Here is a 24,531-nt window from a genome sequence, read left to right as displayed (position 1 = left end):
GCCTGCCGGCGTTCGGCTCAACTCGAGGCCGTGTCGTCGGCGAGCAGGTCGTGCACCGCCCGCGCGAACCGGTCGCCCCGGTCCGCGAAGTCGGTGAATTGATCCAGCGACGCCGCCGCCGGCGCGAGAAGAACCGTATCTCCCCCGCGCGCCAACCGTGCGGCGAGCCGGACCGCTTCCGGCATCACGTGCTCAGTCTCCCGGGCACCGACGGGGAGCACACGAAGCTCCGGCGCGTGTCGGCGGAATGCGGCGAGCACGGGTTCCTGGTCGAGCCCGATCACCACTGCACCGGCGAGGCGCGCGGCGTGCCGCTGCACCAGGTCATCGAGTTCGACGCCCTTCAACTGGCCACCGAGTACCCATACGATGCGCTCGAACGCGCGAAGCGACGCGTCCGCCGCGTGTGGATTGGTCGCCTTGGAGTCATCGATCCACGTCACACCGCCGTGCTCGGCGACGACCTCGATGCGGTGCCGGTCGAGTCGGAACGTCTGGAGCGCGTTGCGAATGACATCGGTGGGAACGCCGAACGACCTGGCGAGCGCGCTCGCCGCGAGGATGTTCGCCACGACATGCGGAGCACCCAGTCCGGCCGCGCGCAGGTCGTCGAGCGTCGTCAACTCCAGCGCCGTCGTGGCGCGGTCGTCGAGGAACGCGCGGTCGCAGAGGATGCCGTCGACGATGCCGAAGTCGCTGGGCCCGGGGGTATCGAGTCCGAAGCCGATCGCCCTGGCGCCCTCCATCACATCGGCCTCCTCCACCATGCGCAGGGTGGCGGCGTCGGCACGGTTGTAGACGCACGCGACCTTGGTGTTGTCGTAGACCTTCGCCTTCGCCGACGCGTACGCCCGAAGGGATCCGTGGAAGTCGAGGTGATCCTCGGCGAGGTTGAGGCATGCGCTGGAGAAAGGGAAGATCTCGCCGCCCGCGCTGCGGTTGATCCAGTGCAGCTGATAGCTGGAGAGCTCGACCACGAGCACGTCGAAGCCTTGCGGATTGCGAATGGCGTCGAGCACCGGGATACCGATGTTGCCGCAGGGTGCCGCCCGCATGCCGGCGGCGGCGAGGAAGGTCGCCGCGAGCTCGACGGTGGTCGTCTTGCCGTTCGTGCCGGTGATGCAGATCCACTCCGCCGCGGGCTCGACCTTGTCGCGCACCCGCCAGGCGAGCTCCACATCGCTCCAGACGGCGATCCCGGCGCTCTCCGCCCAGGCGAGCAGTGCGTGGTCGGGGTGGTACCTGCCCGACGAGACGACGACCACCTCCGGATCGAAGGCGCTGACGGCATCCGGAACCGCGGTCAGGTCGCCCACGTGCAGGCGTGCCCCGATGACGTCGAGCAGGCGCGCGCGTTCCTCGTGCAGGGCATCCGCCACCACGAGAACGTCGGCGCCGAGTTCGGCCAGCGTGTCGGCGCTGGAGAACGCGGCGACGCCGAGACCGAGCACGACTGCTCGTAACCCTCGCCAGTCGGCACGCCAACTCGTCAGGCCGGCCAGCCGACCCGGCAGGTCGGCCGAGGTCATGACGTTCTCGACAGCCACTCGAGATAGAACGAGCCGACGCCCGCGGCCACGAGAAGGCCCGCGATGATCCAGAACCGCACGACGACCGTCACCTCTGCCCAGCCCTTGAGCTCGAAATGATGGTGGATGGGACTCATGCGGAAGATGCGCTTGCCGTGCGTGACCTTGAAGTAGGCGCGCTGCAGGATGACCGAGCCCGCCTCGATGACGAACAGGCCGCCGATCAGCACCAGCAGCAGCTCGGTGTGGCTGAGGATCGCGAACGCGGCGAGGGCACCGCCGAGGGCGAGCGATCCGGTGTCGCCGAGGAAGATCTGGGCGGGCGACGTGTTCCACCACAGGAACCCGACGAGCGCACCGACGATGGCAGCTGCTACGACCGCGAGGTCGAGGGGGTCGCGCACGGTGTAGCACTTGAAGAGGTTCGCCGTGTCGACCGTGCTGACCCTGTCGGTGAAGCACGACTGGTTGAACTGCCAGAACCCGATGATGATGTACGACCCGATCGCCAGGATCGATGCACCCGTGGCGAGGCCATCCAAGCCGTCCGTCACGTTGACGCCGTTCGACGTGGCGGTCGTGATGAGGTTGACCCAGATCAGATAGAGGATGATTCCGATCGCCGGGACTCCACCCAGCACCATCAGGTCGATCGGGAGGTCTCGGATGAACGAGATCTGCGTCGACGCGGGCGTCACCCCCTCGTTGCTCGGGAAGTTGATGGCGAGGATGCCGAACAGTGTCGCGACGATGACCTGCCCGACCACTTTCGACCATCCACCGAGTCCGAGGCTGCGCTGCTTGCGTGTCTTGAGGAAGTCGTCGATGAAGCCGACGACGCCCAAGCCCACCATCATCAGCAGGACGAGCAACGGGGACACCGAGAGCCCGTCACCGCCGTTCAAGAGAACGGCCAAGAAATAGCCGACGAGCGTGGCCAGGATGATGACGATGCCGCCCATGGTGGCGGTGCCGCGCTTGGCGTGATGCGACTGCGGACCGTCGTCACGGATGAATTGTCCCCACTTCAGCCGGTGGAACAGTTTGACGAACACAGGCGTCAGAAAGAGAGAGAAGGCGAGCGACAACACTCCGGCGGTCAACAGTGCCCTCACGAGTACAACTCCCCCAGACGGTCGCCCAGATGCCTGAGTCCTGCGGAGTTCGACGACTTGACGAGCACCGTGTCGCCGTCGCGCAGCATCGACTCGAGCAGCCCGTACGCCTCGTCCTGCGTTTCGACGAACACCGATTCGCCGTCCCAGGAGCCCTCGTTGATCGTGGAGATGTGCATGCGCCGTGCTCCTGCACCCACGACGACGACCTGGTCGACACCCAGCCGCACGGCCAGCAGACCGACGCGGTCGTGCTCCGCCCCCGACATCTCGCCAAGCTCGCTCATCTCACCCAGCACGGCGATGGCGCGCCCTTCCGGTTCGCGCAACTGCACCAGCGTCTTCAGAGCGGCGGCCATCGAGTCCGGGCTCGCATTGTAGGCGTCGTTGATGATCGTCACGCCGCGCGCACCGCCCATGACCTCCATGCGCCAGCGCTCGGCCCTGCTCACCGACTCCAGGCCGGCGACGATATCGTCGATGCCGACTCCCAGGGCGTGAGCGGCGCTCGCCGCTGCCAGTGCATTCGCCACATGATGTTCGCCGAGCACCCGGAACGCGACCTCGCGGGTCGGCCCGTCGCCCTCGCGGCCGGCAGGCAGGTGCAGCGTGAACGTGGTGCCGGAACGGGTGGAGCGCACGTCCGTAGCGCGAATCCGATCGGGTGCGACATCGCCATCGACGCCGAACCACAGCACCTGCGCTTTCGTGAGCGGTGCCATGGCGGCCACGCGCGGGTCGTCGGCGTTGAGCACGGCGGTGTCACCGGCATCCAGATCGGTCACCATCTCCGACTTGGCGCGCTGCGTGTGCTCGATGCCGCCGAACTCTCCAGCATGCGCGAGCCCCACCTTGAGCACGATGCCCACGTCGGGTTTGGCCATTCGGATCAGCCGGGTGATGTCGCCCTCACGACTCGCGCCCATCTCGGCCACCAGGAACCTGGTGTGCTCGCCCACCTCGAGCATGGTCAACGGAGCGCCGACCTCGTTGTTGAAGGATGCCCGCGGCGCGACCGTCTCCCCCACCCGACCGAGGATCGCGGCCAGCAGGTTCTTCGTGGTGGTCTTGCCGTTCGAGCCGGTGATGCCGACGATGCGCAGAATGCCGGCCTCGCGCGCCCTCGCGATGCTGGTGCGGGCCAGAGCGCCGAGCGCATCGACCACGTCGTCGACGACGACCTGCGGCGCGTCGAGCCCGAGTTCGTGGTCGACGACGACGAGTGCGACGCCGCGTTCGACTGCCTGGGGTGCGAAGAGGTGCCCGTCGGTGAACTCGCCCGGCTTGGCGAAGAAGATGCCGCCCGGTTCCACCTCGCGGGAGTCCGTGTAGGAGAGCCCTTCGACCACGCGCGACGAGGCGCTTTCATCGGCGACCAGCCGACCGCCAACCGCGCGGGCGATCTCGTCGATCGTCATGGCGATCACGACAGCCATCCCGCCTCGCGAAGCGCGAGCTTCGCGTCTTCACGCGCCGAATAAGGCAAGTGCACTCCCGCGACCTCCTGATAGTCCTCGTGCCCCGGACCTGCGTAGAAGACGACGTCTCCCTCGCCCGCGTGGGCGATCGCGGTGCGGATGGCGACCCGCTGGTCGGCGATCTCCTCCACGTGCGCGTCGGGAACGGCATCCAGTGCCCCGCGGATCAGCGCGGCACGGATCGTCGCCGGATCTTCGAAGCGCGGGTGGAAGTCGGTGATGATCACCTCGTCGGCACCGCGGGCGGCGATCGCGCCCATGTCGGCGCGCTTCGTCGCGTCGCGGTCGCCATCCGCGCCGAAGACCATGATCACGCGACCAGGAGTCACAGTGCGCAGCGAGGCGAGAATGCGCGCGAAGGCGTCGGGCGTGTGCCCGTAGTCCACGAACACCACGGGACCCTCCGCGCCCGACACTCGTTCGGCACGGCCGGGAATGTACGCCCTGATGCCGCCGTCGCGCTGCAGCACCTGTCCGATCGCTTCGAGATCGAAGCCGGACTCGACGAGCATGACGATGGCCAGGGCGGCGTTGCCTGCCATGAACGATCCGAGGATCGGGATGCTCGTGGACACCGACCGCCCGTCCGGGCCGATGAGCGTGAACGCGGTGCTGTCGATGGACTCCTCACCCACCTCGACCTGCCAGTCGGCCTCAATGCCCGGCACGGTCGCCAGAGTCGTCACGGGGATGCGGGACTCGATCGCAAGGCGCCGCCCCCACTCGGTGTCGACCGTGACGACGCCTCGGCGTGCCCGGTCGGGCGAGAACAGCGCGAGCTTCGCGACGTAGTACTCCTGCATCGACGCGTAGTCGTCGAGGTGGTCGTGGCTGAGGTTCGTGAATCCGGCGACGTCGAACACGATGCCGTCCACACGATGCCGGGTGAGTGCTTGCGCGGATACCTCGACGGCGGCCGCGCGCACCTCGGCCTCGCGCATGCGGGCGAGAAGGCCGTGAAGTTCGCTCGCCTCCGGCGTGGTCAGCGAGCTGGTGACGGCTAGGTCGCCGATGCGACGCTCAGCGGTGGAGCTGAGGCCGGAACGCACGCCGATCTGCTCCAGCAGCGCGGTGATCACGTAGACGACACTCGTCTTGCCGTTGGTGCCGGTGACGGCGAAGAGCGTCGCGGGGTTCTCTTCGGTGCGGTAGACCCAGGCAGCGACCTCGCCGAGCAGCGCACGCGGATCTTCCGTGACGAGCACCGGGATGCCCGCACCGGCGGCGACCTCGGCCCCGGCGGCATCCGTGAGAACGGCCGTCGCGCCCGCCTGGGCCGCGTCGGCCGCGAACGATGCACCGTGCGTGCGTCTGCCGGGAAGGCCGACATACAGGTCACCCGGCTCCACGGCGCCGGAAGCGACGGTCACACCGCTCACCTCGATGGAGTCGACGCGTTCCGAAGCCTCGAACCCGAAGTCGGCCACCAGTTGCGACAGGGACCGGGAGACGGGGTGCTCGGGGCGCAGCATCGCGGTGCCCGTTCCGGTCACGTGGCTCACTTTCAATAGGTATCGGGGTAGTTCGCCTGCGGAGCGGTTGACGGCTGAACCCGGAACGCCTTGAGCACCTGGCTCATCATCGTCTTGAACAGCGGTCCCGCCGCCAGGGACGATGTAATCGTAGTCGGGAAGCCGATGTTCACCGAAACGACGTACTGCGGATCGTCGACCGGCGCGACACCCATGACCGACACGTAGAAGCTCCCCCTGCGGTAACCGCCGTTGCCGTCCGGTTCCTGTGCCGTTCCGGTCTTCGCTGCCACGAGGTAGCCGGGAATCTCGGTGTTCGGCAGCGTCGAGAGCGGGCCCCCCTTCAGCACGTTCTCGAGCATCCCGAGAACCTCCTGCGACGTCTTCGACGACACCACTCTGGTGCCTTTGGTGGACGGCACGTCGGTCATCTTCCCGTCCGCCTGTCTGCACCCTTGGATGAGCGAGAGCGGGACCTTCACTCCCCCGTTGGCGATCGCCTGGTAGGCACCCAGCATCTGGGCCTGTGTGATCGAAAGACCCTGCCCGAAGGTGGTCGCATAGCGTTGCTGCGCGTCCCAGCTCGAGGGCTTTGCGAGCTCGCCGCTGATCTCCCCCGGAAAGTTCACGGCGGTCTTGCTGCCGATGCCGAACTTCTTCAAGAAGTCGTAGCGTTCCTGATCGGGCATGCTCGTGCCGAGCTCCGACATGCCGACGTTGGACGACTCGGTGAGCACCCCGGTCAGGGTGAGGTGCTGCACCGGGTGCGATTCGTCATCCGAGACGAACACGCCCTGCTGCGGGGCCAGCGTGTCGGGTACCACCAACTGGGTGGTCGGGGACGCGCGGCCCGTGTCGATCAACGCCGCCGCAGTGAGCGGCTTGAAGATCGAGCCCGGCTCGTACTTGTCCTGGAACATCATCGCGTCCCAGTCCGCCACCGGGGTCGCGTCGAGGTTGTTCGGGTCTGCGGACGGATACTGGGCGGCCACGCGGATCTTGCCGTCCTTCACACTGACAACGCTCACCATGCCGAACTGTGCGCCGAGTTGCGGAACGACCTTGGCCAACTCGTCCTGCGCGAACCACTGCAGGTCGGGGTCGATCGTGGTGACGAGCTGGCCGCCGTCCTTCGCCACCTTCTGCACCTTCGTGCTGCCTGGGATGGTGACGCCGTCGGCGCCCACCTGATACGTCTCCTCGCCGTTCTGACCGGCGAGGCACTTCTTGTTCTGCCCCTCCTCCAGACCCGCCTGCGGGACGCCCGCCCCGTTCAGGAATCCGAGGATGTTCCCGGCGACGGCACCGTTCGGGTAGACCCGCACCTGATGACTGCTGGAGTGGAGCCACGGAATCTGCAGCGCCGTCAGCTTCTGGTAGGTGGCGACATTCACCCCTTTGACGATCGGCGCATACTGCGAGTCCTTGTTCTTCGCCAACGCGGCCTGGATGGGACCCGTGATATCGCTCGGCTTCTGGCCGGTGACCTTGGCGATCGCCTCCGCGGCCACCTCCAGCGACACCTTCTTGGTCTTGCCGTCGATCGTGATGGCCCGAAGACCTGTCGTGTACTTCGGAGTGGCCTGGAAGTCGTAGCGCATCACGCTTCGGGCCAGCACCGTTCCGTCTTCGGCGACGATCGAGCCCCTCGTGCCCTCGATCGTCGAGACGTTGCCGCGGCGCTCAGCGGCCTGCCTGTCGAGGGCGTTCGCCCGCACGACCTGCAGATCGACTAGGCGCACGACGAAAACGACCACGATGACGATGACCGCCGCGATGGCGAAGGCCGCGCGGCGACGGTGGGACTTCACGGTCGTCATCGGGCTCCTCGTAACAGCGGCTGAGACGCGGTGCGCTGCGGTGGTTCAGTGTTGCTGATCAGTGGGTCGCGGGCGCCGGGAGGGCCCCTGTCCACGGTACGGGGCCGCCATCGGACTGCTGCTGATTCCCGCTCGGTGTGCCCGATCCCGTCTCGCTGCCGGTGCTCGCGGCGGAACCGGCAGCAGCTGTGTCACCGGATCCGTGGCCTGCGGTCTCAGACGCGCCATTCAGCGGCGTGGTACCCGGCTTCTTCGTCGCCTTCGGCGCGGTGACGAGCGGAATGTTCTGCGTCAGGGCGTTGCTCACGAGCGCTCCCATGGAACCCGCAGAAGCAGAAGCCGGCGTCGGTGAGCCGATCACCGCACCGTCGGAGAGGCGCAGGTAGACCGGCGTTCCGTTGTTCACCATTCCGAGGGCGGCGGCGTTGGCTGCGAGGTTCTGCGGTGACGACAGCGTCTGCACCTTCTCGGATGCCTCCTGATACGCACGAGACAGCTGGGCCTTGTTCGCCTGCAGCGCCTCGATGCGGTAAGCGCCCTGCGAGACGCCGATCGACAACAGCAGTTGCGCCACGACGACGACCATGACCGTCATGACGGCGACTGCGGCGTAGAACAGCTTCGGCCGTGCTCTACGCTCCGTGCGCGGCAGCGCCGTCAAATGGGGCGCAGTGCGCCGTGCCGGGCCACGGGTGGCCGGATCCCGTGGAGATGGAAGAGTCGCCGTCGCCTGACTCATGTGTTCCCCCTGATACGCTCCGCCGCGCGCAGCCGAACCGGGATCGAGCGCGGGTTGCGCGCCCTCTCCGCGTCGTCGGCCAGTTCGGCCCCCCTCGTCAGCAGCTTCAGTTCCGGTCGGTGTTCGGGCAGTTCGACGGGAAGTCCGACCGGAGCGGTAGACGCGGCCTTCGCCGCCAGCGCCCGTTTCACGATGCGGTCCTCCAGAGACTGGAACGACATGACGGCGATGCGGCCACCCACACGCAGGAGGTCGACGGCTCGCGGAATCGCCCGTTCCAGCACATCGAGTTCGTGGTTGACCTCGATGCGCAGCGCCTGGAAGACGCGCTTGGCAGGATGCCCGGCGCGTTGCACTGCCGCCGGCGTCGCATTCTGAATGACCGCCACCAGCTGCGCCGAGCGCATGATCGGCTCCTGGCTGCGCGCCCGCACGATGGCCCGCGCATACCGAGCACCGAGCTTCTCCTCGCCGTAGTCGAGGAAGATCCGCCGGAGCTCGTCCTCGCCGTACTCGGCGACGACGGTCTGTGCGGTCAGCTCCGACGTGGCATCCATGCGCATGTCGAGTGGGGCATCCTTCGAGTACGAAAACCCGCGCTCCACCCTGTCCAGTTGCAGGGAGGAGACGCCGAGATCGAAGAGCACGGCGTCGACCGCGCCATACCCGGCGGATGCCGCGGCATCCGCGATCCCGTCGTAGACCGTATGCACCACCTTCAGTCGGTCGCCGAACGCGGACAATCGCTGCGTGGCCAGGGCGATCGCCTCGGCGTCGCGGTCGAGCGCGACCACTGTGAGCGAGGGGAAGCGCTGCAGAAGAGCCTCGGTGTGCCCGCCGAGGCCCAGCGTGGCGTCGACCAGCACCGGCCGGTCGACCTCGAGCGCGGGCGCCAGGAGTTCGACGCAACGTTCGAGCATGACCGGTGTGTGGATGTCTCGCGGATCGGTGTCATCGACCATGAAGGGTCGGGGCCCGCTCCTGACGCCGGATCCCCATCCACACGCCACCTGACACCGGGGAAGTGCGTCAGGGTGCGATGTGTGGCTGGGAGTCCGGCGCCAGGCGCTAGAACAGCCCCGGGATCACCTCCTCGGCCGTCTCGGCGAACGACGCCTCGTTCGAAGCGAGGTAGGCATCCCAGGCCGCGGAGTCCCAGATCTCCGCACGGTTGCCCGCACCGATCACGGTGAGATCCCGCTGCAGTCCGGCGTACGTCCGCAGAAGCGGTGGGATCGTCACGCGGTGCTGCTTGTCGGGGATCTCGTCGCTGGCTCCTGAGAGGAACACCCGCAGATAGTCACGGGCCTGCTTGCTCGTGACCGGCGCCTGCCGGATCTTCTCATTCAGCGACTCGAACTCACGGCGCGGAAAGACGTAGACGCATCGCTCCTGGCCGCGAGTCATCACGAGTCCCGACTCGAACTCTTCGCGGAACTTGGCCGGGAGGATGATGCGCCCTTTCTCGTCGAGCTTCGGGGCGTAGGTGCCAAGGAACATCGGCCCTCCCCCGGTTGATCTGCGCCGCGAGCCTGCGACATCCTCCACTTTACTCCACACTCATCCACAAAACGCGGAACGAGGATGGATTCACAGCTTAGATCGCATCGAACTCGCGCAAACATATGGGATTTGCCCGGTGGAGTGATGTGGAGGGAATGCGATGCTCATCGGTCCGCGGACGGCCGAGCGCGCCTGTGCGCACAGAAAGGCAGCGGCACACGACCGCAGCTCATCGCCGAAGACCCGGAGCGGCCTCCGTTTCTACTTGGCGAGCACCTGGCGAACGTTGCTCTTGACTGTCGCTTCGGTCAGAACAAGTTGCTTCCGCCATCTCCGCGTTGCTCAAGCCGCACGCGATGAGCGCGATCTGCGCGTTGCTCAAGCCGCATGCGCTGAGGAGGAAGACCACTCGTTCTCGCGCGCTGAGTGCGGAGAATGTCTCGCCGGGTGTGCGCGCCTGTGCCGCGCGGGCGAACTGCCGCACGCTCAACCATTCGCTGCCTCGATCACCACCCGATCGGTGCGATGCCTGAGAGACCACCGCACCATCGCGCCCGGCTGCATCGACGCATCCGAAGGGATCAAGGCCGTTACGACACGAATCGCGCGCCCTTCGGCGCGCGATGGTCCTTCACGGGTGGCTCGTCAGCGCACTGCGGCGCAGGCGAGTCGGTGTCTCAGTGGTCGCCGTCTTGACGCTTGTCCCAGCGTTGGTTGAGTTTGTCCATGAAACCGGGTTGTGCGGGTTTTGCGGCAGGTGTCTCCGATTGCTCGTCGGCGACCGCGGCGGCTCGCTTGGCGCGGCTGGGCGTGATCGCGACGAGCACACCGACGAGCATGAGAGCGAAGCCCACGATGCCCACGACGATGACCTGGATGAACACCCCGGTCAACAGAACGGCGACACCCACAACGGCCAGAAGGATGCCGAGGACGACAGCGCGGTAGGTGGGACGGACTCGGGTCCCACCGACCTTCGCGACGAAGTCGGCGTCATTCTGATAGAGGCTGCGCTCCATCTCATCGAGGAGGCGCTGCTCGTGCTCCGAAAGCGGCATCCTTGTCCCCCTCAGGCTAACGAGAATGACGATGTAGTGACTTCTTATTCTAGTCTCGCTGCCGCAGCTAGGCTAGGCGCGTGCCGGAAAGCTCGCGACTGATCGATCTCGTCGACGACCGTATCGGACACTTCCTCGAAACGCGCAATTCTATTTTGTTGTCCATCGCCCCGGAGGTGGGGCCGCTGGCGGCGATCTCCCGGCAGTTTCTCAGTGGCGGCAAGAGATTCAGGGCCTTGTTCTGCTACTGGGGCTATCGCGCGGTGAACGATGCGCGTGGCGCACGTGAGCCGGAGCGACTCGAGCCGGTGATCGGCACGGCCGCCGCACTCGAGCTGTTCCACGCCGCCGCCCTCGTGCACGACGACATCATCGACCGCTCCGACACCCGGCGCGGTGCGCCATCGGCTCATCGCCGGTTCGAGTCGCTGCACCGAGAGAACGGCTGGGACGGCTCGGCTTCCGACTTCGGAGACGGCGCGGCCGTGCTCCTCGGCGATCTCCTGCTCGGCTTCAGCGACGATCTGCTCAGCGAGGCGCTTGCCGATGGCGTCTCCGCCGACCGGGCGGGCGGCGTGCGCAGAGAGTTCGGGCGCATGAGGGCTGAGGTGATCGCCGGCCAGTACCTGGACATCCTCGAGGAGCGCTCCTGGCGCACCGGTGCCGAAGACGAACTGCTCCCCCGCGCCGAGCGGGTGATCGTCTACAAGTCGGCGAAGTACAGCGTGCAATCCCCGCTTGTCATGGGCGGGATGCTCGCGGGCGGCACGATCGAACAACTGGAGGCTCTGCGCGAGTTCGGACTGCCGCTCGGTATCGCCTTTCAGCTGCGCGACGACCTTCTCGGAGTCTTCGGCGACACGGAGGTGACCGGCAAGCCGAGCGGAGATGACCTGCGCGAGGGCAAGCGCACCGTGCTCGTCGCGCTCACCCGACAGTCTCTTCCTGCGTCGGCCAGACGTGTTCTCGACGAGCTCCTCGGCGACCCCGACCTCGCAGACGAGCAGATCCGGATGCTGCAGAGCACGATCACCTCGTCGGGCGCCACCGCCGAGGTGGAGCGGATGATCCGACTCAACGTCGATCGCGCAAGCCGAGCTCTCGACGACGCACCACTGGCCGATGTCGCCGTCAATCAGCTGCGAGACCTTACGCAGTCGGTCAGCGACAGAGTCGCGTGATCCAGAAGCGTCGCGTGGCCCGGAGACCGTGATCGAGACTCGCCCTAGGCCAGTGCCTGCGCAATACGTCGCACTTCCGCCTTGCGCCCGGCACGTAGCGCGTCGATGGGGGCGATACCCAGGCTGTCTTCCGGCTGCAGCAGCCACGACATCGTCTCGTCGTCGCTGAAGCCGGCATCGGCGAGCACGATCAGCGTGCCGCGGAGTTCGCTCAGCGGTTCGTCGCCGACGATGAAGTCCGATGGCACCTTCAGCACGCCGTCGATACGCGCTGCCAGCAGCTGTCTGTCTTCGAGCAGCCGGTGGATGCGCCCGACGCCCACTCCGAGCACGTCGACGAGCTCGGGCACGGTCAGCCAGGTGCGCTCTGCCCCTGTTCGGGATTCGTGGGTCTGCGCGGATGCGGAACTGGGTTTCGACACCGAACAAGATTGTCACAAACGGCTGAGTCGAGAGCGATCAGAGTTCACTTCGATCGCCGGGTCGATGGAGATCGTCGTGGGAGCGTGGCCGTGGGCGTGCTGACGCACTTCGTGCACACCCTGTGAGCCCCATTCGTTACCGTGTTCTACCCGGATGCTTCGGCATGTCATCCGTAGACTCGACGAGTGACCGCGAGCCAGCCCGATCCGATGCTCGGCCGTCTCATCGACGGCCGGTATCAGGTGCGCTCCCGGATCGCCCGCGGCGGCATGGCTACGGTGTATCTGGCCACGGATCTGCGCCTTGAACGTCGCGTGGCGATCAAAGTGATGCACGGGCATCTGGCCGACGATGCGCAGTTCAAGAATCGCTTCGTGCAGGAAGCACGATCAGCGGCGCGGCTGGCGCATCCCAACGTCGTGAGCGTCTTCGACCAGGGCCAGGACGCCGACATGGCGTACCTCGTGATGGAGTACCTGCCGGGCATCACTCTGCGCGATCTTCTCCGCGACTACGGTCGGCTCACGCCCGAACAGACCATCGACATCACGGATGCTGTGCTGTCCGGTCTCGCTGCGGCACACCGCGCAGGCATCGTTCACCGCGACCTCAAACCGGAGAACGTGCTGCTCGCCGACGACGGCCGCATCAAGATCGGCGACTTCGGACTGGCGCGAGCCGTGACGAACAGCACCGGCACGGGCCAGGCGCTGCTCGGCACGATCGCCTACCTCTCCCCGGAACTCGTCACGAGGGGTGTTGCCGACGCCCGTAGCGATATCTACGCACTCGGAATCATGATGTTCGAGATGCTCACCGGTGAGCAGCCGTTCAAGGGCGAGCAGCCCATGCAGGTGGCGTATCAGCACGCGAACGACGCCGTTCCGCGACCGAGCAGGCTGAACCCCGATGTGCCGCCGCAGCTGGACGACCTCGTGCTCTGGGCGACGGCGAAGGATCCCGCAGCACGTCCTGCCGATGCCGGCGTGATGCTCGAGCGCCTCCTGCAGACGGAGCGAGAACTCCACACTCCCGGTTCCGATACCGGGCCGCAGCCGACCCTCGTGCTTGCGGGCGGCGGTGTCGAGGCATCCGACTCCGACACACAGCTCATCGGGCCGGCGGCCCAGGTGCGCCCCGAGGCGTCGGCCACGGATGCCGTCGCAGCGCTCGCGAAGACCGCGCACGGCAGGCAGTCCCGAGGCTGGTGGCTGCTGGCCCTGGTGCTCGTGCTCGCCGCCGTCGCCGGAGGCACCGGCTGGTATTTCGGCGGCGGCCCGGGATCACAGGTTGCTGTGCCGTCCGTGAACGGCACCACCCTCGACGCCGCCAAGACGGCGCTCACCAAGTCAGGGTTCAAGATCGCGACAGACGAGGTGTACTCGTCGAGCGTGCCGGCGGGCTCAGTGGTCTCGTCCACGCCCGGCCAGGGCGCCAAGGCGACCAACGGTTCGACCGTGAAGCTGCACGTCTCGAAGGGCAGACAGCCGATCACCATCCCGGCGCTGGCCGGACTCAGTAAGGCTCAGGCGCAGAAGGCGATCACGGATGCCGGCGCGGTGGTCGGCACAGTCGACGAGCAGTTCGTCTCGGATGCACCGAAGGACACAGTGGTGTCCGCGGCGCAGGCAGAAGGCGACAAGGCCGACCTCTCCAAGGGCGGCGGCTACTTCAAGGGCCTGAAGGTGAATCTTCTCGTCTCACTCGGCGCCGTGCCCGACGTGACGGGCAAGCCGGAGTCGGATGCCGAGGCCGCGCTCACCGCAGTCGGGCTCAAGTATGCCGAAGGCAAGAAGGACTACAGCGACAGCGTGTCGAAGGGGTCTGTGCTGTCGCAGGCTCCACAGAACGAGGGTCCGGTGCGCGTCGGTGACACGATCGTTCTCGACATCTCGCTCGGACCGGCGCCGGTCGCCGTGCCGAACGTCGTCGGGGAGACCTGGGACAAGGCGAAGAAGGACCTCACCGACGCGGGCTTCAAGGTCAGCTACCCGGCGACCGTCGGCCCGATCCCCGTCGACCAGTTCCCCAGCGCGTTCAAGGTCACCGCTACGGATCCGGCCGCCAGCACCATGCAGCCCAAGGGGAGCACCGTGACCGTGAGTCTTTCGTTCGGCGGCTAGCGGGCGAGAACAGGTCCGCGCGCACCAGGGTGCGTGCGGAGCGCCGAATTCAGCGGGCGCCGAGTTCCTCCGCGACGAGGAACGCCAACTCGAGCGATTGCATGTGGTTCAGCCGCGGGTCGCACAGCGACTCGTAGCGCGTCGCGAGCGTCGCCTCATCGATGTGCTCGGAACCGCCCAAGCACTCGGTGACATCGTCTCCGGTGAGCTCCACGTGGATGCCGCCAGGAACCGTCCCGGCGTCGCGATGCGCGTCGAAGAACCCCTTCACCTCGTCTACGACGTCGTCGAACCGACGCGTCTTGTAGCCGGACGGCGTGGTCAGCCCGTTGCCGTGCATCGGGTCACTGACCCACAGCGGGGTGGCACCGTGGCGTTTGATCGCGTCCAGCAGCGGCGGGAGCGCCTCCCTGATCTTTCCGGCGCCCATGCGCGTGATGAAGGTCAGTCGCCCGGGCTCGCGCGTGGGATCGAGCTTGTCGATCAACCGGAACATGTCTTCCGCCGAGGTCGACGGGCCGAGCTTCACGCCGATCGGATTGCGCACACGACTGAGGAAGTCCACGTGCGCGCCCTCGATCTGTCGCGTGCGCTCGCCGATCCAGACGAAGTGCGCCGAGGTGTTGTAGGGAGTGCCCGTGCGGGAATCGATGCGCGTCATGGGCCGCTCGTAGTCCATCAGGAGGGCTTCGTGGCTGGAGTAGAACTCGACGCGCTTGATCTCGTCGAAGTCGGCTCCCGCGGCCTCCATGAACTTGATCGCCCTGTCGATTTCGCGGGCGAGGCCCTCGTAGCGTTGGTTGGCGGGATTCGCGGCGAAGCCGCGGTTCCAGCTGTGCACCTGACGGAGATCAGCGAAGCCGCCTTGGGTGAACGCCCGAATCAGGTTCAGGGTGGACGCGGCCGTGTGGTAGCCCTGCACAAGGCGACGGGGATCGGTGGCGCGGGACTCGGCGGTGAAGTCGTAGCCGTTGACCATGTCGCCGCGGTACGCCGGCAGCGTCACGTCCCCGCGGGTCTCGGTGTCGCTGGAGCGCGGCTTGGCGAACTGGCCGGCCATGCGGCCCATCTTGATGACGGGCACGGAGGCGCCGTACGTGAGCACGACGGCCATCTGGAGCACGGTCATGACCCTGTTGCGGATCTGGTCGGCTGTGGCACCGGCGAACGTCTCGGCGCAGTCACCGCCCTGCAGCAGGAATGCTCTGCCTTCGGCTGCGGCGGCGAGGCGGTCTCGGAGGTGATCCACCTCACCGGCGAAGACGAGGGGGGGCAACGTCGCGAGCTCCTCGGATGCCACCCGTGCGGCATCCGCGCTCGGCCACGTGGGTTGCTGCTTGGCTTCGAGGGTGCGCCAGTGGTCGAGGCCCGCGAGCACGGATTCGTCGGCGGGTACGGCAGGGGCGGTGTGATCGAGCAGCACGGGCGGGGTTTCCACCTCTCATGGTCCACGCGTCGTACGGAGCGACGCGATCTGCGTACAGATGCCTGCGCCTGCGATGCGGCGAGCGGAGCAAGCCTACCGGGCGCCGCTGGGATCGGTGCAGCCCGGCCGCACCCGCGCGACGGCTACCGGGCGAGACTGGGGCGGCGCTCTTTCACGGTGGAGGCGTAGACATCCACGTATTCCTGCTGGCCGAGCCCGTGCAACGAGTAGACGATCTCGTCGGTGATCGACCGGAGTATGAAGCGGTCGCCCTCGAGCCCCTCGAAGCGGGAGAAATCAAGGGCATCCCCGAAGACGAGACCCACTCGACGGATGCGCGGCAGCTTCGACCCGATCGGCATGATGGCTTGCGTGCCGATCATCACGACCGGCACCACCGGCACGTGACCTTCGAGGATCATGCGTGCCACACCGGTGCGACCCCTGTAGAGGCGGCCGTCGGGGCTTCGCGTGCCCTCCGGATAGATGCCGAGGATCTCGCCCCTGGCCAGCACGCCGAGGCCGGTGTTCAAGGATGCCTCGGATGCGGGTCCGCCGCCCCGGTCGATGGGCAGTTGCCCGGTGGCCTTCATGAATGTCTTCGTCAGCCAGCCCATCAGGCCGCGCCTCGTGAAGTAGTCGCTCTTGGCCAGGAACGAGACATGCCTGCCGACCATCAGCGGGAGGAAGAGCGAGTCGATGAACGACAGGTGGTTGCTGGCGAGGATGACCGCGCCGCCCTTCGGCACCTTCTCGAGGCCGACGACCCATGGCCGGAAGATCGCGCGAAGCGCGGGGCCCGCGACGATGTACTTCAACAGCCAGTAGAACACTTCTCGCGCAACCCTTTCGTAGCGTGCAGATGAAGCTTAACGGCTGACGGGATGAAGGCTCAGCGCCTCACGGCGTGCAGGCGAGCCAGGTCTGCCGCACCGACGACGCCGGCGTCGTTGACGAGTTCGGCGATGCGGAACTCAGGCTCGGGATGGTAGCCACGAGCAGGGAGGTTCTCCAGGTAGGCGTTGCGGATCGGCTCCAGAAGCCTGTCACCGGCTTGCGCCACTCCCCCGCCGAAAACGAACATCTGCGGGTCGAGGACTGCGGCAAGGCTCGCGCTGGCCTGGCCTAGCCAGTCACCGAGCTGACGCAACGCCGCCAGCGCCCCCGGGTCGTCCTGCTGGATGAGCTCGCCGATGTCGGAGCCGGACAGCCTGCCGGTCCTGGTGCGCACGTCGGCGAGTGCCTGGCCGATGCCACCCTGGTCGGCGAGCTCGCTCGCGTACCGCTGCAGGGCTCGGCCGGATCCATACTGCTCGATGCAGCCGCGCGCGCCGCAGCCGCAAGGCAGTCCCCCTGGGACGACTCGCATGTGACCCACCTCGGCACCGGCGCCGAAGCCTCCGCGGAAGAGCCGGTCCTCGCTGACTATCGCTCCCCCGACGCCGGTTCCGATCGTGAGGATGACCATGTCGCTGACCAGGCGCGCGGCACCGAAACGGAACTCGGCCCACCCGGCGGCGTTCGCATCGTTCTCGATGACGACAGGAACATCCACCCGCGCCTCGATCTTCTGACGCAGCGGCTCGTTGCGCCACGCGATGTTGGGGGCGTAGTAGACCGTAGAACGTGCGGCATCGACGAAGCCGGCCGCCGCGACGCCGGCCCCGACCGGGTCGGCGTCGATCGCGAGCCGGTCGATCATCTCCACGACAGCGTCTTCGATGCCCCCGGTGTCCTTCGGCGTCGGCACCCGGTCTTCGCGGATGATCGCGCCGAGTTCGTCGACGAGGGCACCGGCGATCTTCGTGCCTCCGATGTCGATACCGATCGCGTGCACGCTTCGTCTCGCATTTCGTCGGAGGGTCGGGCCGTCCAGGCAGGCGGCCGGTAAAGCATAGAGTGTAGTGGTTGTATCGGTGCCGAAGGAGCTAGCCGTGAACCATGCCGAAACGCCCGCAGCAGTGCCCGCCGACCCGCACGCGAACACTGCGGATCTGTTGGTCGACCGGGTCGCGCAGACGCCGGACAAGGTGCTCTTCGCCAAGCCGGCGGGCGATGGCTGGCAAGACGTCACCGCTGCCCAGTTCGAGGCTGAGGTGATCGCCCTCGCAAAGGGCCTCGTGGCCGCGGGAGTGCAGCCGGCCGACAAGATCGGCATCATGTGCCGCACCCGATACGAGTGGACGCTGATCGACTTCGCCACCCTGTACGCGGGCGCCGTGCTCGTGCCGATCTACGACACCAGCTCACCCGCCCAGGTGCAGTGGAACCTCAGCGACTCGGATGCCAGCGGCCTGTTCCTGGAGACCGCCGACCACTTCGCACGCTTCGACGAGGTCGCGGCAGACCTCCCGCAGATCCGCAACGTGTGGCAGGTCGAGCTCGGAGACCTCGGAAAGCTCGTCGCGGCAGGCAAGGAGATCTCCGACGACGAGATCACGCGCCGCCGACGCCTGGCGAACGAAGACGATCTCGCCACCATCATCTACACCTCCGGTTCCATGGGCCGGCCGAAGGGGTGCGTCATCACGCACTCGAACTTCGTCGAGCTGTCGCGCAACTCCGCGGTGGCGCTCGCCGAGGTGGTCGACGACGAGCTCGGGGCATCCACCCTCTTGTTCATCCCGCTCGCTCACGTGTTCGCCCGATTCATCTCCGTGCTGTGTGTGCACGGCGGCGTGCGAGTCGGCCACCAGCCCGACACCCGCAACCTGCTGCCGTCGCTCGGCACCTTTCGCCCTAGCTTTCTACTGGCCGTTCCGCGGGTGTTCGAGAAGGTCTACAACTCGGCAGAGCAGAACGCCGAGTCGGGCGGCAGGGGCGGCATCTTCCGCAAGGCCGCGCACGTCGCCGTCGAGTACTCCAAGGCGAAGGAAGCCGGCGGTTCCATTCCGTTCGGGCTGCGGCTGCAGTATGCGCTCTACAACCGCCTGGTGTTCGCCAGGCTCCGGGCCGCGATGGGCGGCAACGTGCGCTACGCGGTGTCAGGATCCGCGCCGCTCGGCGCCCGCCTCGGCCACTTCTTCCACAGCATGGGCATCAAGGTGCTCGAAGGCTACGGATTGACCGAGACGACCGCACCCGCGACCGTGAACCTGCCGCAACGGTCCAAGATCGGCACCGTCGGCGTGCCGTTGCCGGGCGTCGCGATCCGCATCGCCGACGACGGCGAGATCCTCGTCAAGGGCGTTGACGTCTTCAAAGAGTACTGGAAGAACCCACAGCAGACCGCCGAGGCATTCGAAGACGGCTGGTTCAGAACCGGGGATCTCGGCAGCTTGGACGACGACGGGTTCCTCACGATCACGGGACGGAAGAAGGAGATCATCGTCACCGCCGGCGGCAAGAACGTCGCACCGGCCGTGCTCGAGGATCAGATCCGAGCGAACCCTCTGGTCGGCCAGGTCGTCGTGGTAGGAGATCAGAAGCCGTTCATCGGATGCCTGATCACACTCGACACCGAGATGCTTCCCGTGTGGCTGAACAACAACGGCCAGGACGCCATGATGTCGGTCGAGGTCGCTGCAAAGCATCCGGCCGTGCTGGCGGAGTTGCAGAAGGCGGTCGATGCGGCGAACGCCCAGGTGTCGCGGGCTGAGTCGATTCGAAAGTTCATCGTGCTGCCCACCGAGTTCACCGAGCAGAGCGGGCACCTCACGCCCAAGCTGAGCATCAAGCGCAACGAGATCCTGAAGGACTTCGCCGGCGAGATCGAGGCGCTCTACTCGAACGCCCCATCGACCGAGGGCTTCAGCCTTCGTTGATCGTTCTCAGAACCAGCTCGACTCGCGCACCTTGCGCATCGCCTCGCGGCGACGCTCAGGCGCGAGGCGCTTGAGGTAGACGATTCCATTGAGGTGGTCCGTCTCGTGCTGCAGCGCCTGTGCGAGCACACCCGTGCCCTCGACAACCACCTCGTTGCCATCCAGGTCGGTGCCCTTCGCCTTCGCGTAGGTGTGCCGGGGTGTGGGGAACCAGAGACCGGGCACCGACAGGCATCCCTCGTCGATCTCCTCGACCGTCTCGCCCAGTTCGACGATCTCGGGGTTGATCAGGTAACCGACCTCGCCATCGACGTTGTAGCTGAACGCGCGCAGACCGACGCCGATCTGGCAGGCCGCGACGCCGGCCCGACCCTCGATCTTGACGCTGTCGACGAGGTCCGCCACCAACGAGCGGACGCCGTCATCGACGGCAGCGATCGGGTCGGACACGGTGGCGAGCACGGGGTCGCCGTAGAGGCGGATGGGGCGGTCGGGCATCCGCTCATTTTATAAGTGCGCCCGGCTCGCCTGGGTGCGGTACCGGCTGCCTGCCTGTCACTCCGGGTTCACGACCACGAGCAGGTCGCCTGCATCCACCTGCTGCGTCTTCGGCACTGCGAGCCGGGTGACCGTTCCGGAGACGGGCGAGGCGATCGCCGCCTCCATCTTCATCGCCTCGATGGATGCCACCGGCGTGCCGGCGACGACGCGGTCGCCCACCTCCACCTGCAGAGTGATCACGCCCGAGAACGGCGCGGCGACATGCCCCGGCACCGAGGCATCCGCCTTCTCCGCCGCCTTCGTCTCCACCGTGATGGAGCGATCTCGCACGAATACCGGACGCAGCTGCCCGTTGAGCGTCGTCATGACGGTGCGGATGCCCTTGTCGTCGGCCTCGCCGACCGCCTCGAGCCCCGCATACAGGCGAACGCCTGGTCCGAGGTGAATGACGTGCTCACGGCCCGGCGTCAGGCCGTAGAGATAGTCGTCGGTGTCGAGAACCGAGACGTCGCCGAACAACTCGCGCACCTGCTCGAATTGTCGCGCCGGGCCGGGGAACAACAGCCGGTTAAGGGTGGAACGTCGCGTCGCGGAATCCGCTTCGAGTCCTTCGCGGTCTTCGTCCGTCAGGTCGGCGGCCGCGACGCGCACGTTCTTGCCGTCGAGCACCTTGCTGCGGAACGGCTCTGGCCATCCACCGGGGAGGTCACCGAGCTCACCGGCCATGAAACCGACGACCGAGTCGGGTACGTCGTACTTCTGCGGGTTCTGCTCGAAGTCGTCCGGGTCGGCGTGCACAGCCGCCAGGTGCAGGGCGAGGTCGCCGACCACCTTCGACGACGGCGTCACCTTCGGGATGCGCCCGAGGATGCGGTTGGCCGCGGCATACATGTCCTCGATGAGTTCGAAGTCCTCGGCCAGGCCGAGCGCCTTCGCCTGCTGCCTCAGGTTCGACAGCTGTCCGCCGGGGATTTCGTGCGTATACACGCGCCCGGTCGGGCCGGGAAGGCCGGACTCGAACGGGGCGTACAGTCCTCGTACAGCTGCCCAGTACGGTTCCAGGTCGGTCACGTTATGCAGCGGGATGCCGGTGTCGCGCACGGTGTGCGCAAGCGCCGCGACGAGAGCGGATGCCGACGGCTGGCTCGTCGTGCCCGACATGGGAGCGCTGGCGACGTCGACGGCATCCGCGCCCGCCGCGCTCGCCGCCAGCAACGTGGCGAGCTGGCCGCCCGCCGTATCGTGGGTGTGCACGTGCACCGGCAGATCGAACCGCTCTCGGAATGAGCGCACCAGCAGCTCGGCAGCACCCGGACGGAGCAGGCCGGCCATGTCTTTGATGGCGAGCACGTGAGCACCAGAGGTCACGATGCTTTCCGCGAGCCGAAGGTAGTAGTCGAGCGTGTACAGGTTCTCCGCCGGGTCGAGCACGTCGGCCGTGTAGCAGACCGCGACCTCCGCGATCGCCGTGCCGGTCTGCAGCACTGCCTCTATGGCCGGCCGCATCTGGCCGACGTCGTTGAGCGCGTCGAAGATGCGGAAGATGTCGACGCCGGTGGCTGCCGCTTCACGCACGAAGGCGTCCGTCACCTCGGTGGGGTACGGCGTGTAGCCAACGGTGTTACGGCCGCGCAGCAACATCTGGATGTTGATGTTCGGCAGCGCCTCGCGCAACGAGGCGAGCCGCTCCCACGGGTCCTCACCGAGGAAGCGAAGGGCCACGTCGTACGTGGCGCCGCCCCACGCCTCGACGGAAAGCAGCTGCGGCGTCAGCCGTGCGACGTACGGCGCGACCGCGAGCAGGTCTTTCGTGCGCACCCTGGTGGCGAGCAGCGACTGATGGGCGTCGCGGAACGTGGTCTCGGTGACCGCGAGCGCGTTCTGAGCGCGAAGCTCGGCCGCGAAGCCGGCCGGCCCGAGCGCAAGCAGTCGCTGACGCGACCCATCGGGCGCGGGATCGGCGAGATTGACCCCGGGTAGCTTCGTGACGGGAACGGCCACCTGCGGTCGCGCACCGTTCGGCTGATTGACCGTCACGTCGACCAGCCAGTTGAGCAGCTTCGTTCCGCGATCCTTCGACACCCGACCGCGCAACAGCTGGGGCCGCTCCTCGATGAACGACGTGCTGAGATCGCCGGAGACGAACGACGTGTCGTCGAGCACCGCCTGCAGGAACGGGATGTTCGTGGCCACGCCGCGGATGCGGAACTCGGCCAGCGCCCGTCTGGCACGCAGTACGGCGGCACCGAAGTCGCGTCCACGACAGGTGAGCTTGGCGAGCATCGAGTCGAAGTGCGGACTGATCTGGGCTCCGGCCGCGACCGTGCCTCCATCGAGCCGGATACCGCTGCCACCGGGCGACCGGTATGTCGTGATGGTTCCGGTGTCCGGCCGGAAGCCCTGCGTCGGATCCTCGGTGGTGATGCGGCATTGGATCGCCGCGCCGTGCAGCTGGATCCGCTCCTGGTGCAGTCCGAGATCGGCGAGTGTCTCCCCCGCCGCGATGCGCATCTGCGATTGCACGAGGTCGACGTCGGTGACCTCCTCGGTGACCGTGTGCTCGACCTGGATACGGGGGTTCATCTCGATGAACACGTGCTCACCGGCCCGCTCGCCGGCGGTGTCGAGCAGAAACTCGACGGTTCCGGCGTTCACATAGCCGATCGAGGAGGCGAACGCGATGGCGTCGCGGTACAGCGCCTCACGGGTGTCGTCCGGCAGGTTCGGCGCCGGCGCGATCTCGAGCACCTTCTGGTGGCGTCGCTGCACGGAGCAGTCGCGTTCGAACAGGTGCACCGTGTGCCCCGTGGCATCCGCGAGCACCTGCACCTCGATGTGCCGCGGACGCAGTACGGCCTGCTCGAGGAACATCGTCGGATCGCCGAACGCACTGTCGGCCTCGCGCATGGCCTCTTCGAGCGCCGAACGCAACTCCGCCTGACTGTTCACCCGCCGCATGCCACGACCGCCGCCCCCGGCGACCGCCTTGGCGAAGATGGGGAAGCCGATGGCCTCCGCACCGGCGAGCAACTCATCCACGTTTCGCGACGGCGGTGTGGACTTCAGCACGGGGACACCGGCAGCGATCGCATGCTCCTTGGCCGTCACCTTGTTGCCGGCCATGCGGAGCACGCCGGCGTCCGGTCCGATGAACGTGATGCCTGCGGCCGCCGCGGCCTCGGCGAGATGGGGGTTCTCGGAGAGGAACCCGTAGCCGGGGTAGATGGCATCCGCGCCGGCCTGCCGGGCGACCCTGATGATCTCGTCGACGTCGAGGTATGCCCGGACCGGATGCCCCGGCTCACCGATCTCGTAGGCCTCGTCGGCCTTCAACCGGTGCATCGAATTGCGGTCTTCGTAGGGGAACACCGCGACGGTCCGAGCACCGAGCTCGTAGGCGGCGCGGAACGCCCGGATGGCGATCTCCCCGCGGTTGGCAACCAGGATCTTGGTGAACATCAGGGCCTCTCTGGCGGGGCACGCGCCGCTCAGCGAACGGTTAGGTTCTCCAAGACTACTGACGGTAACGTTGCCTCTTGTGCATGTGCTCAGCGTCAGCTCCCTCAAAGGCGGTGTCGGCAAGACCACGGTGACGTTGGGTCTCGCCTCTGCCGCCTTCGCCAGGGGGCTGCGCACGCTGGTGGTCGATCTCGACCCTCAGTCGGACGTCTCGACGGGCATGGACATCACGATCGCAGGCCATCTCAACGTGGCCGATGTGCTCGCCTCTCCGAAGGAGAAGGTGGTGCGCGCCGCCATCGCACCGAGCGGATGGACGCGCGGGCGCCCCGGCAAGGTCGACGTGATGATCGGCAGTCCTTCGGCGATCAACTTCGACGGCCCGCACCCGTCGATCCGCGACATCTGGAAGCTCGAAGAGGCGCTCGCCAATGTGGAGCACGACTACGATCTCGTGCTCATCGACTGCGCGCCGTCGCTGAACGCGCTCACCCGCACGGCATGGGCGGCCAGCGACCGCGTCTCGGTCGTGACGGAGCCCGGGCTGTTCTCTGTGGCGGCGGCCGATCGCGCGTTGCGTGCCATCGAGGAGATCCGACGAGGCCTCTCCCCACGGCTTCAGCCGCTCGGGATCATCGTGAACCGGGCGCGCGTGCAGTCGCTCGAACACCAGTTCCGCATCAAGGAACTGCGCGACATGTTCGGCCCGCTGGTGCTCGCACCTCAGCTGCCGGAGCGCACCTCGTTGCAGCAGGCACAGGGTGCGGCGAAGCCGCTGCACGTATGGCCGGGCGAAAGTGCTCAGGAGATGGCGCACTACTTCGATCAACTGCTGGAGCGAGTGCTGCGCACCGCCCGCATCGGCGAGTACGCCGACAACTGATATGTAGCGTGTTTTGTCAAGTGGGCAGGGGTGAAGCGCTGCCGGGCTGGCGTGTCC

General features: G+C 67.1%; 19 protein-coding genes. 4 read left to right on the top strand and 15 right to left on the bottom strand.

The features are described from left to right. Positions 1-17 precede the first annotated feature (17 nt). From murD to ACYVDK_RS02910, 9 genes are all read right to left on the bottom strand, one after another. On the bottom strand, positions 18-1,529 hold the full coding sequence (gene murD / locus ACYVDK_RS02950) for a Mur ligase family protein (protein ID WP_460517726.1): 1,512 nt from the start codon (positions 1,527-1,529) through the stop codon (positions 18-20). Further along, positions 1,526-2,644, bottom strand: coding sequence for a phospho-N-acetylmuramoyl-pentapeptide-transferase (mraY, locus tag ACYVDK_RS02945; protein WP_460517724.1), 1,119 nt, complete (start codon positions 2,642-2,644; stop codon positions 1,526-1,528). Before mraY ends, murD begins: the two co-directional genes overlap by 4 nt. Then, positions 2,641-4,071, bottom strand: a complete 1,431-nt coding sequence (locus tag ACYVDK_RS02940; protein ID WP_460518128.1) for a UDP-N-acetylmuramoyl-tripeptide--D-alanyl-D-alanine ligase — start codon at positions 4,069-4,071, stop codon at positions 2,641-2,643. The genes mraY and ACYVDK_RS02940 overlap by 4 nt, the downstream gene beginning before the upstream one ends. Then, the gene (locus tag ACYVDK_RS02935; RefSeq protein ID WP_460517721.1) at positions 4,068-5,615 is read right to left on the bottom strand and encodes a Mur ligase family protein; all 1,548 of its coding nucleotides are present in this window, start codon (positions 5,613-5,615) and stop codon (positions 4,068-4,070) included. The genes ACYVDK_RS02940 and ACYVDK_RS02935 overlap by 4 nt, the downstream gene beginning before the upstream one ends. 11 nt (positions 5,616-5,626) lie before the next feature. Continuing rightward, positions 5,627-7,414 (bottom strand): peptidoglycan D,D-transpeptidase FtsI family protein, encoded by a 1,788-nt coding sequence (locus ACYVDK_RS02930; protein ID WP_460517719.1) that lies wholly within the window; start codon positions 7,412-7,414, stop codon positions 5,627-5,629. A gap of 58 nt (positions 7,415-7,472) precedes the next feature. Continuing rightward, the gene (locus tag ACYVDK_RS02925) at positions 7,473-8,153 is read right to left on the bottom strand and encodes a hypothetical protein (protein ID WP_460517716.1); all 681 of its coding nucleotides are present in this window, start codon (positions 8,151-8,153) and stop codon (positions 7,473-7,475) included. Beyond that, on the bottom strand, positions 8,150-9,115 hold the full coding sequence (gene rsmH / locus ACYVDK_RS02920) for a 16S rRNA (cytosine(1402)-N(4))-methyltransferase (protein WP_460517713.1): 966 nt from the start codon (positions 9,113-9,115) through the stop codon (positions 8,150-8,152). Before rsmH ends, ACYVDK_RS02925 begins: the two co-directional genes overlap by 4 nt. Positions 9,116-9,221: 106 nt before the next feature. Beyond that, positions 9,222-9,653 (bottom strand): division/cell wall cluster transcriptional repressor MraZ, encoded by a 432-nt coding sequence (gene mraZ / locus ACYVDK_RS02915; RefSeq protein ID WP_460517710.1) that lies wholly within the window; start codon positions 9,651-9,653, stop codon positions 9,222-9,224. A 680-nt stretch (positions 9,654-10,333) separates the two neighbouring features. Further along, positions 10,334-10,714 (bottom strand): DUF3040 domain-containing protein, encoded by a 381-nt coding sequence (locus ACYVDK_RS02910; protein WP_460517707.1) that lies wholly within the window; start codon positions 10,712-10,714, stop codon positions 10,334-10,336. Between the two features lie 80 nt (positions 10,715-10,794). On the opposite strand from ACYVDK_RS02910, the gene ACYVDK_RS02905 reads away from it, so the two are divergent. Then, positions 10,795-11,895 (top strand): polyprenyl synthetase family protein, encoded by a 1,101-nt coding sequence (locus ACYVDK_RS02905; RefSeq protein WP_460517704.1) that lies wholly within the window; start codon positions 10,795-10,797, stop codon positions 11,893-11,895. Positions 11,896-11,939: 44 nt separating this feature from the next. Here ACYVDK_RS02905 and ACYVDK_RS02900 read toward each other — a convergent pair whose 3' ends face one another. Then, a complete protein-coding gene (locus tag ACYVDK_RS02900) occupies positions 11,940-12,251 on the bottom strand; it encodes an Rv2175c family DNA-binding protein (protein WP_460518126.1) in 312 nt (103 codons plus the stop codon). Positions 12,252-12,503: 252 nt separating this feature from the next. On the opposite strand from ACYVDK_RS02900, the gene pknB reads away from it, so the two are divergent. Continuing rightward, positions 12,504-14,441 (top strand): Stk1 family PASTA domain-containing Ser/Thr kinase, encoded by a 1,938-nt coding sequence (gene pknB / locus ACYVDK_RS02895; protein WP_460517701.1) that lies wholly within the window; start codon positions 12,504-12,506, stop codon positions 14,439-14,441. A 49-nt stretch (positions 14,442-14,490) separates the two neighbouring features. Here pknB and ACYVDK_RS02890 read toward each other — a convergent pair whose 3' ends face one another. From ACYVDK_RS02890 to ACYVDK_RS02880, 3 genes are all read right to left on the bottom strand, one after another. Next, positions 14,491-15,819 (bottom strand): class II 3-deoxy-7-phosphoheptulonate synthase, encoded by a 1,329-nt coding sequence (locus ACYVDK_RS02890; protein ID WP_460518123.1) that lies wholly within the window; start codon positions 15,817-15,819, stop codon positions 14,491-14,493. A 191-nt stretch (positions 15,820-16,010) separates the two neighbouring features. Then, complete coding sequence (locus tag ACYVDK_RS02885) at positions 16,011-16,700, bottom strand: lysophospholipid acyltransferase family protein (protein ID WP_460517698.1); 690 nt, start codon at positions 16,698-16,700, stop codon at positions 16,011-16,013. A gap of 59 nt (positions 16,701-16,759) precedes the next feature. Continuing rightward, positions 16,760-17,704 (bottom strand): ROK family glucokinase, encoded by a 945-nt coding sequence (locus tag ACYVDK_RS02880; protein ID WP_460517695.1) that lies wholly within the window; start codon positions 17,702-17,704, stop codon positions 16,760-16,762. A 97-nt stretch (positions 17,705-17,801) separates the two neighbouring features. On the opposite strand from ACYVDK_RS02880, the gene ACYVDK_RS02875 reads away from it, so the two are divergent. Next, positions 17,802-19,631: an AMP-dependent synthetase/ligase gene (locus tag ACYVDK_RS02875; RefSeq protein WP_460517693.1), complete on the top strand. Its 1,830-nt coding sequence runs from the start codon at positions 17,802-17,804 to the stop codon at positions 19,629-19,631. Positions 19,632-19,637: 6 nt separating this feature from the next. Here ACYVDK_RS02875 and def read toward each other — a convergent pair whose 3' ends face one another. Both def and ACYVDK_RS02865 read right to left on the bottom strand, forming a co-directional pair. After that, on the bottom strand, positions 19,638-20,129 hold the full coding sequence (def, locus tag ACYVDK_RS02870) for a peptide deformylase (protein ID WP_460517690.1): 492 nt from the start codon (positions 20,127-20,129) through the stop codon (positions 19,638-19,640). A gap of 57 nt (positions 20,130-20,186) precedes the next feature. Continuing rightward, positions 20,187-23,591, bottom strand: coding sequence for a pyruvate carboxylase (locus ACYVDK_RS02865; protein WP_460517687.1), 3,405 nt, complete (start codon positions 23,589-23,591; stop codon positions 20,187-20,189). A gap of 70 nt (positions 23,592-23,661) precedes the next feature. Here ACYVDK_RS02865 and ACYVDK_RS02860 point away from each other — a divergent pair, with 70 nt between their 5' ends. Further along, complete coding sequence (locus tag ACYVDK_RS02860) at positions 23,662-24,474, top strand: ParA family protein (RefSeq protein WP_460517684.1); 813 nt, start codon at positions 23,662-23,664, stop codon at positions 24,472-24,474. Positions 24,475-24,531: the final 57 nt, after the last annotated feature.

The sequence above is a fragment of the Humibacter antri genome (genome assembly GCF_054777235.1).
The sequence above is the reverse complement of the archived record's forward strand: the minus strand, read 5'-3'. Positions and strand labels throughout refer to the sequence as shown.

Excerpts from the sequence above, each read along its gene's own strand:
- murD (WP_460517726.1), bottom strand. The coding sequence starts at position 1,529 with ATGACCTCGGCCGACCTGCCGGGTCGGCTGGCCGGCCTGACGAGTTGG.
- ACYVDK_RS02930 (WP_460517719.1), bottom strand. The coding sequence starts at position 7,414 with ATGACGACCGTGAAGTCCCACCGTCGCCGCGCGGCCTTCGCCATCGCG.
- ACYVDK_RS02925 (WP_460517716.1), bottom strand. The coding sequence starts at position 8,153 with ATGAGTCAGGCGACGGCGACTCTTCCATCTCCACGGGATCCGGCCACC.
- rsmH (WP_460517713.1), bottom strand. The coding sequence starts at position 9,115 with ATGGTCGATGACACCGATCCGCGAGACATCCACACACCGGTCATGCTC.
- mraZ (WP_460517710.1), bottom strand. The coding sequence starts at position 9,653 with ATGTTCCTTGGCACCTACGCCCCGAAGCTCGACGAGAAAGGGCGCATC.
- ACYVDK_RS02910 (WP_460517707.1), bottom strand. The coding sequence starts at position 10,714 with ATGCCGCTTTCGGAGCACGAGCAGCGCCTCCTCGATGAGATGGAGCGC.
- def (WP_460517690.1), bottom strand. The coding sequence starts at position 20,129 with ATGCCCGACCGCCCCATCCGCCTCTACGGCGACCCCGTGCTCGCCACC.
- ACYVDK_RS02865 (WP_460517687.1), bottom strand. The coding sequence starts at position 23,591 with ATGTTCACCAAGATCCTGGTTGCCAACCGCGGGGAGATCGCCATCCGG.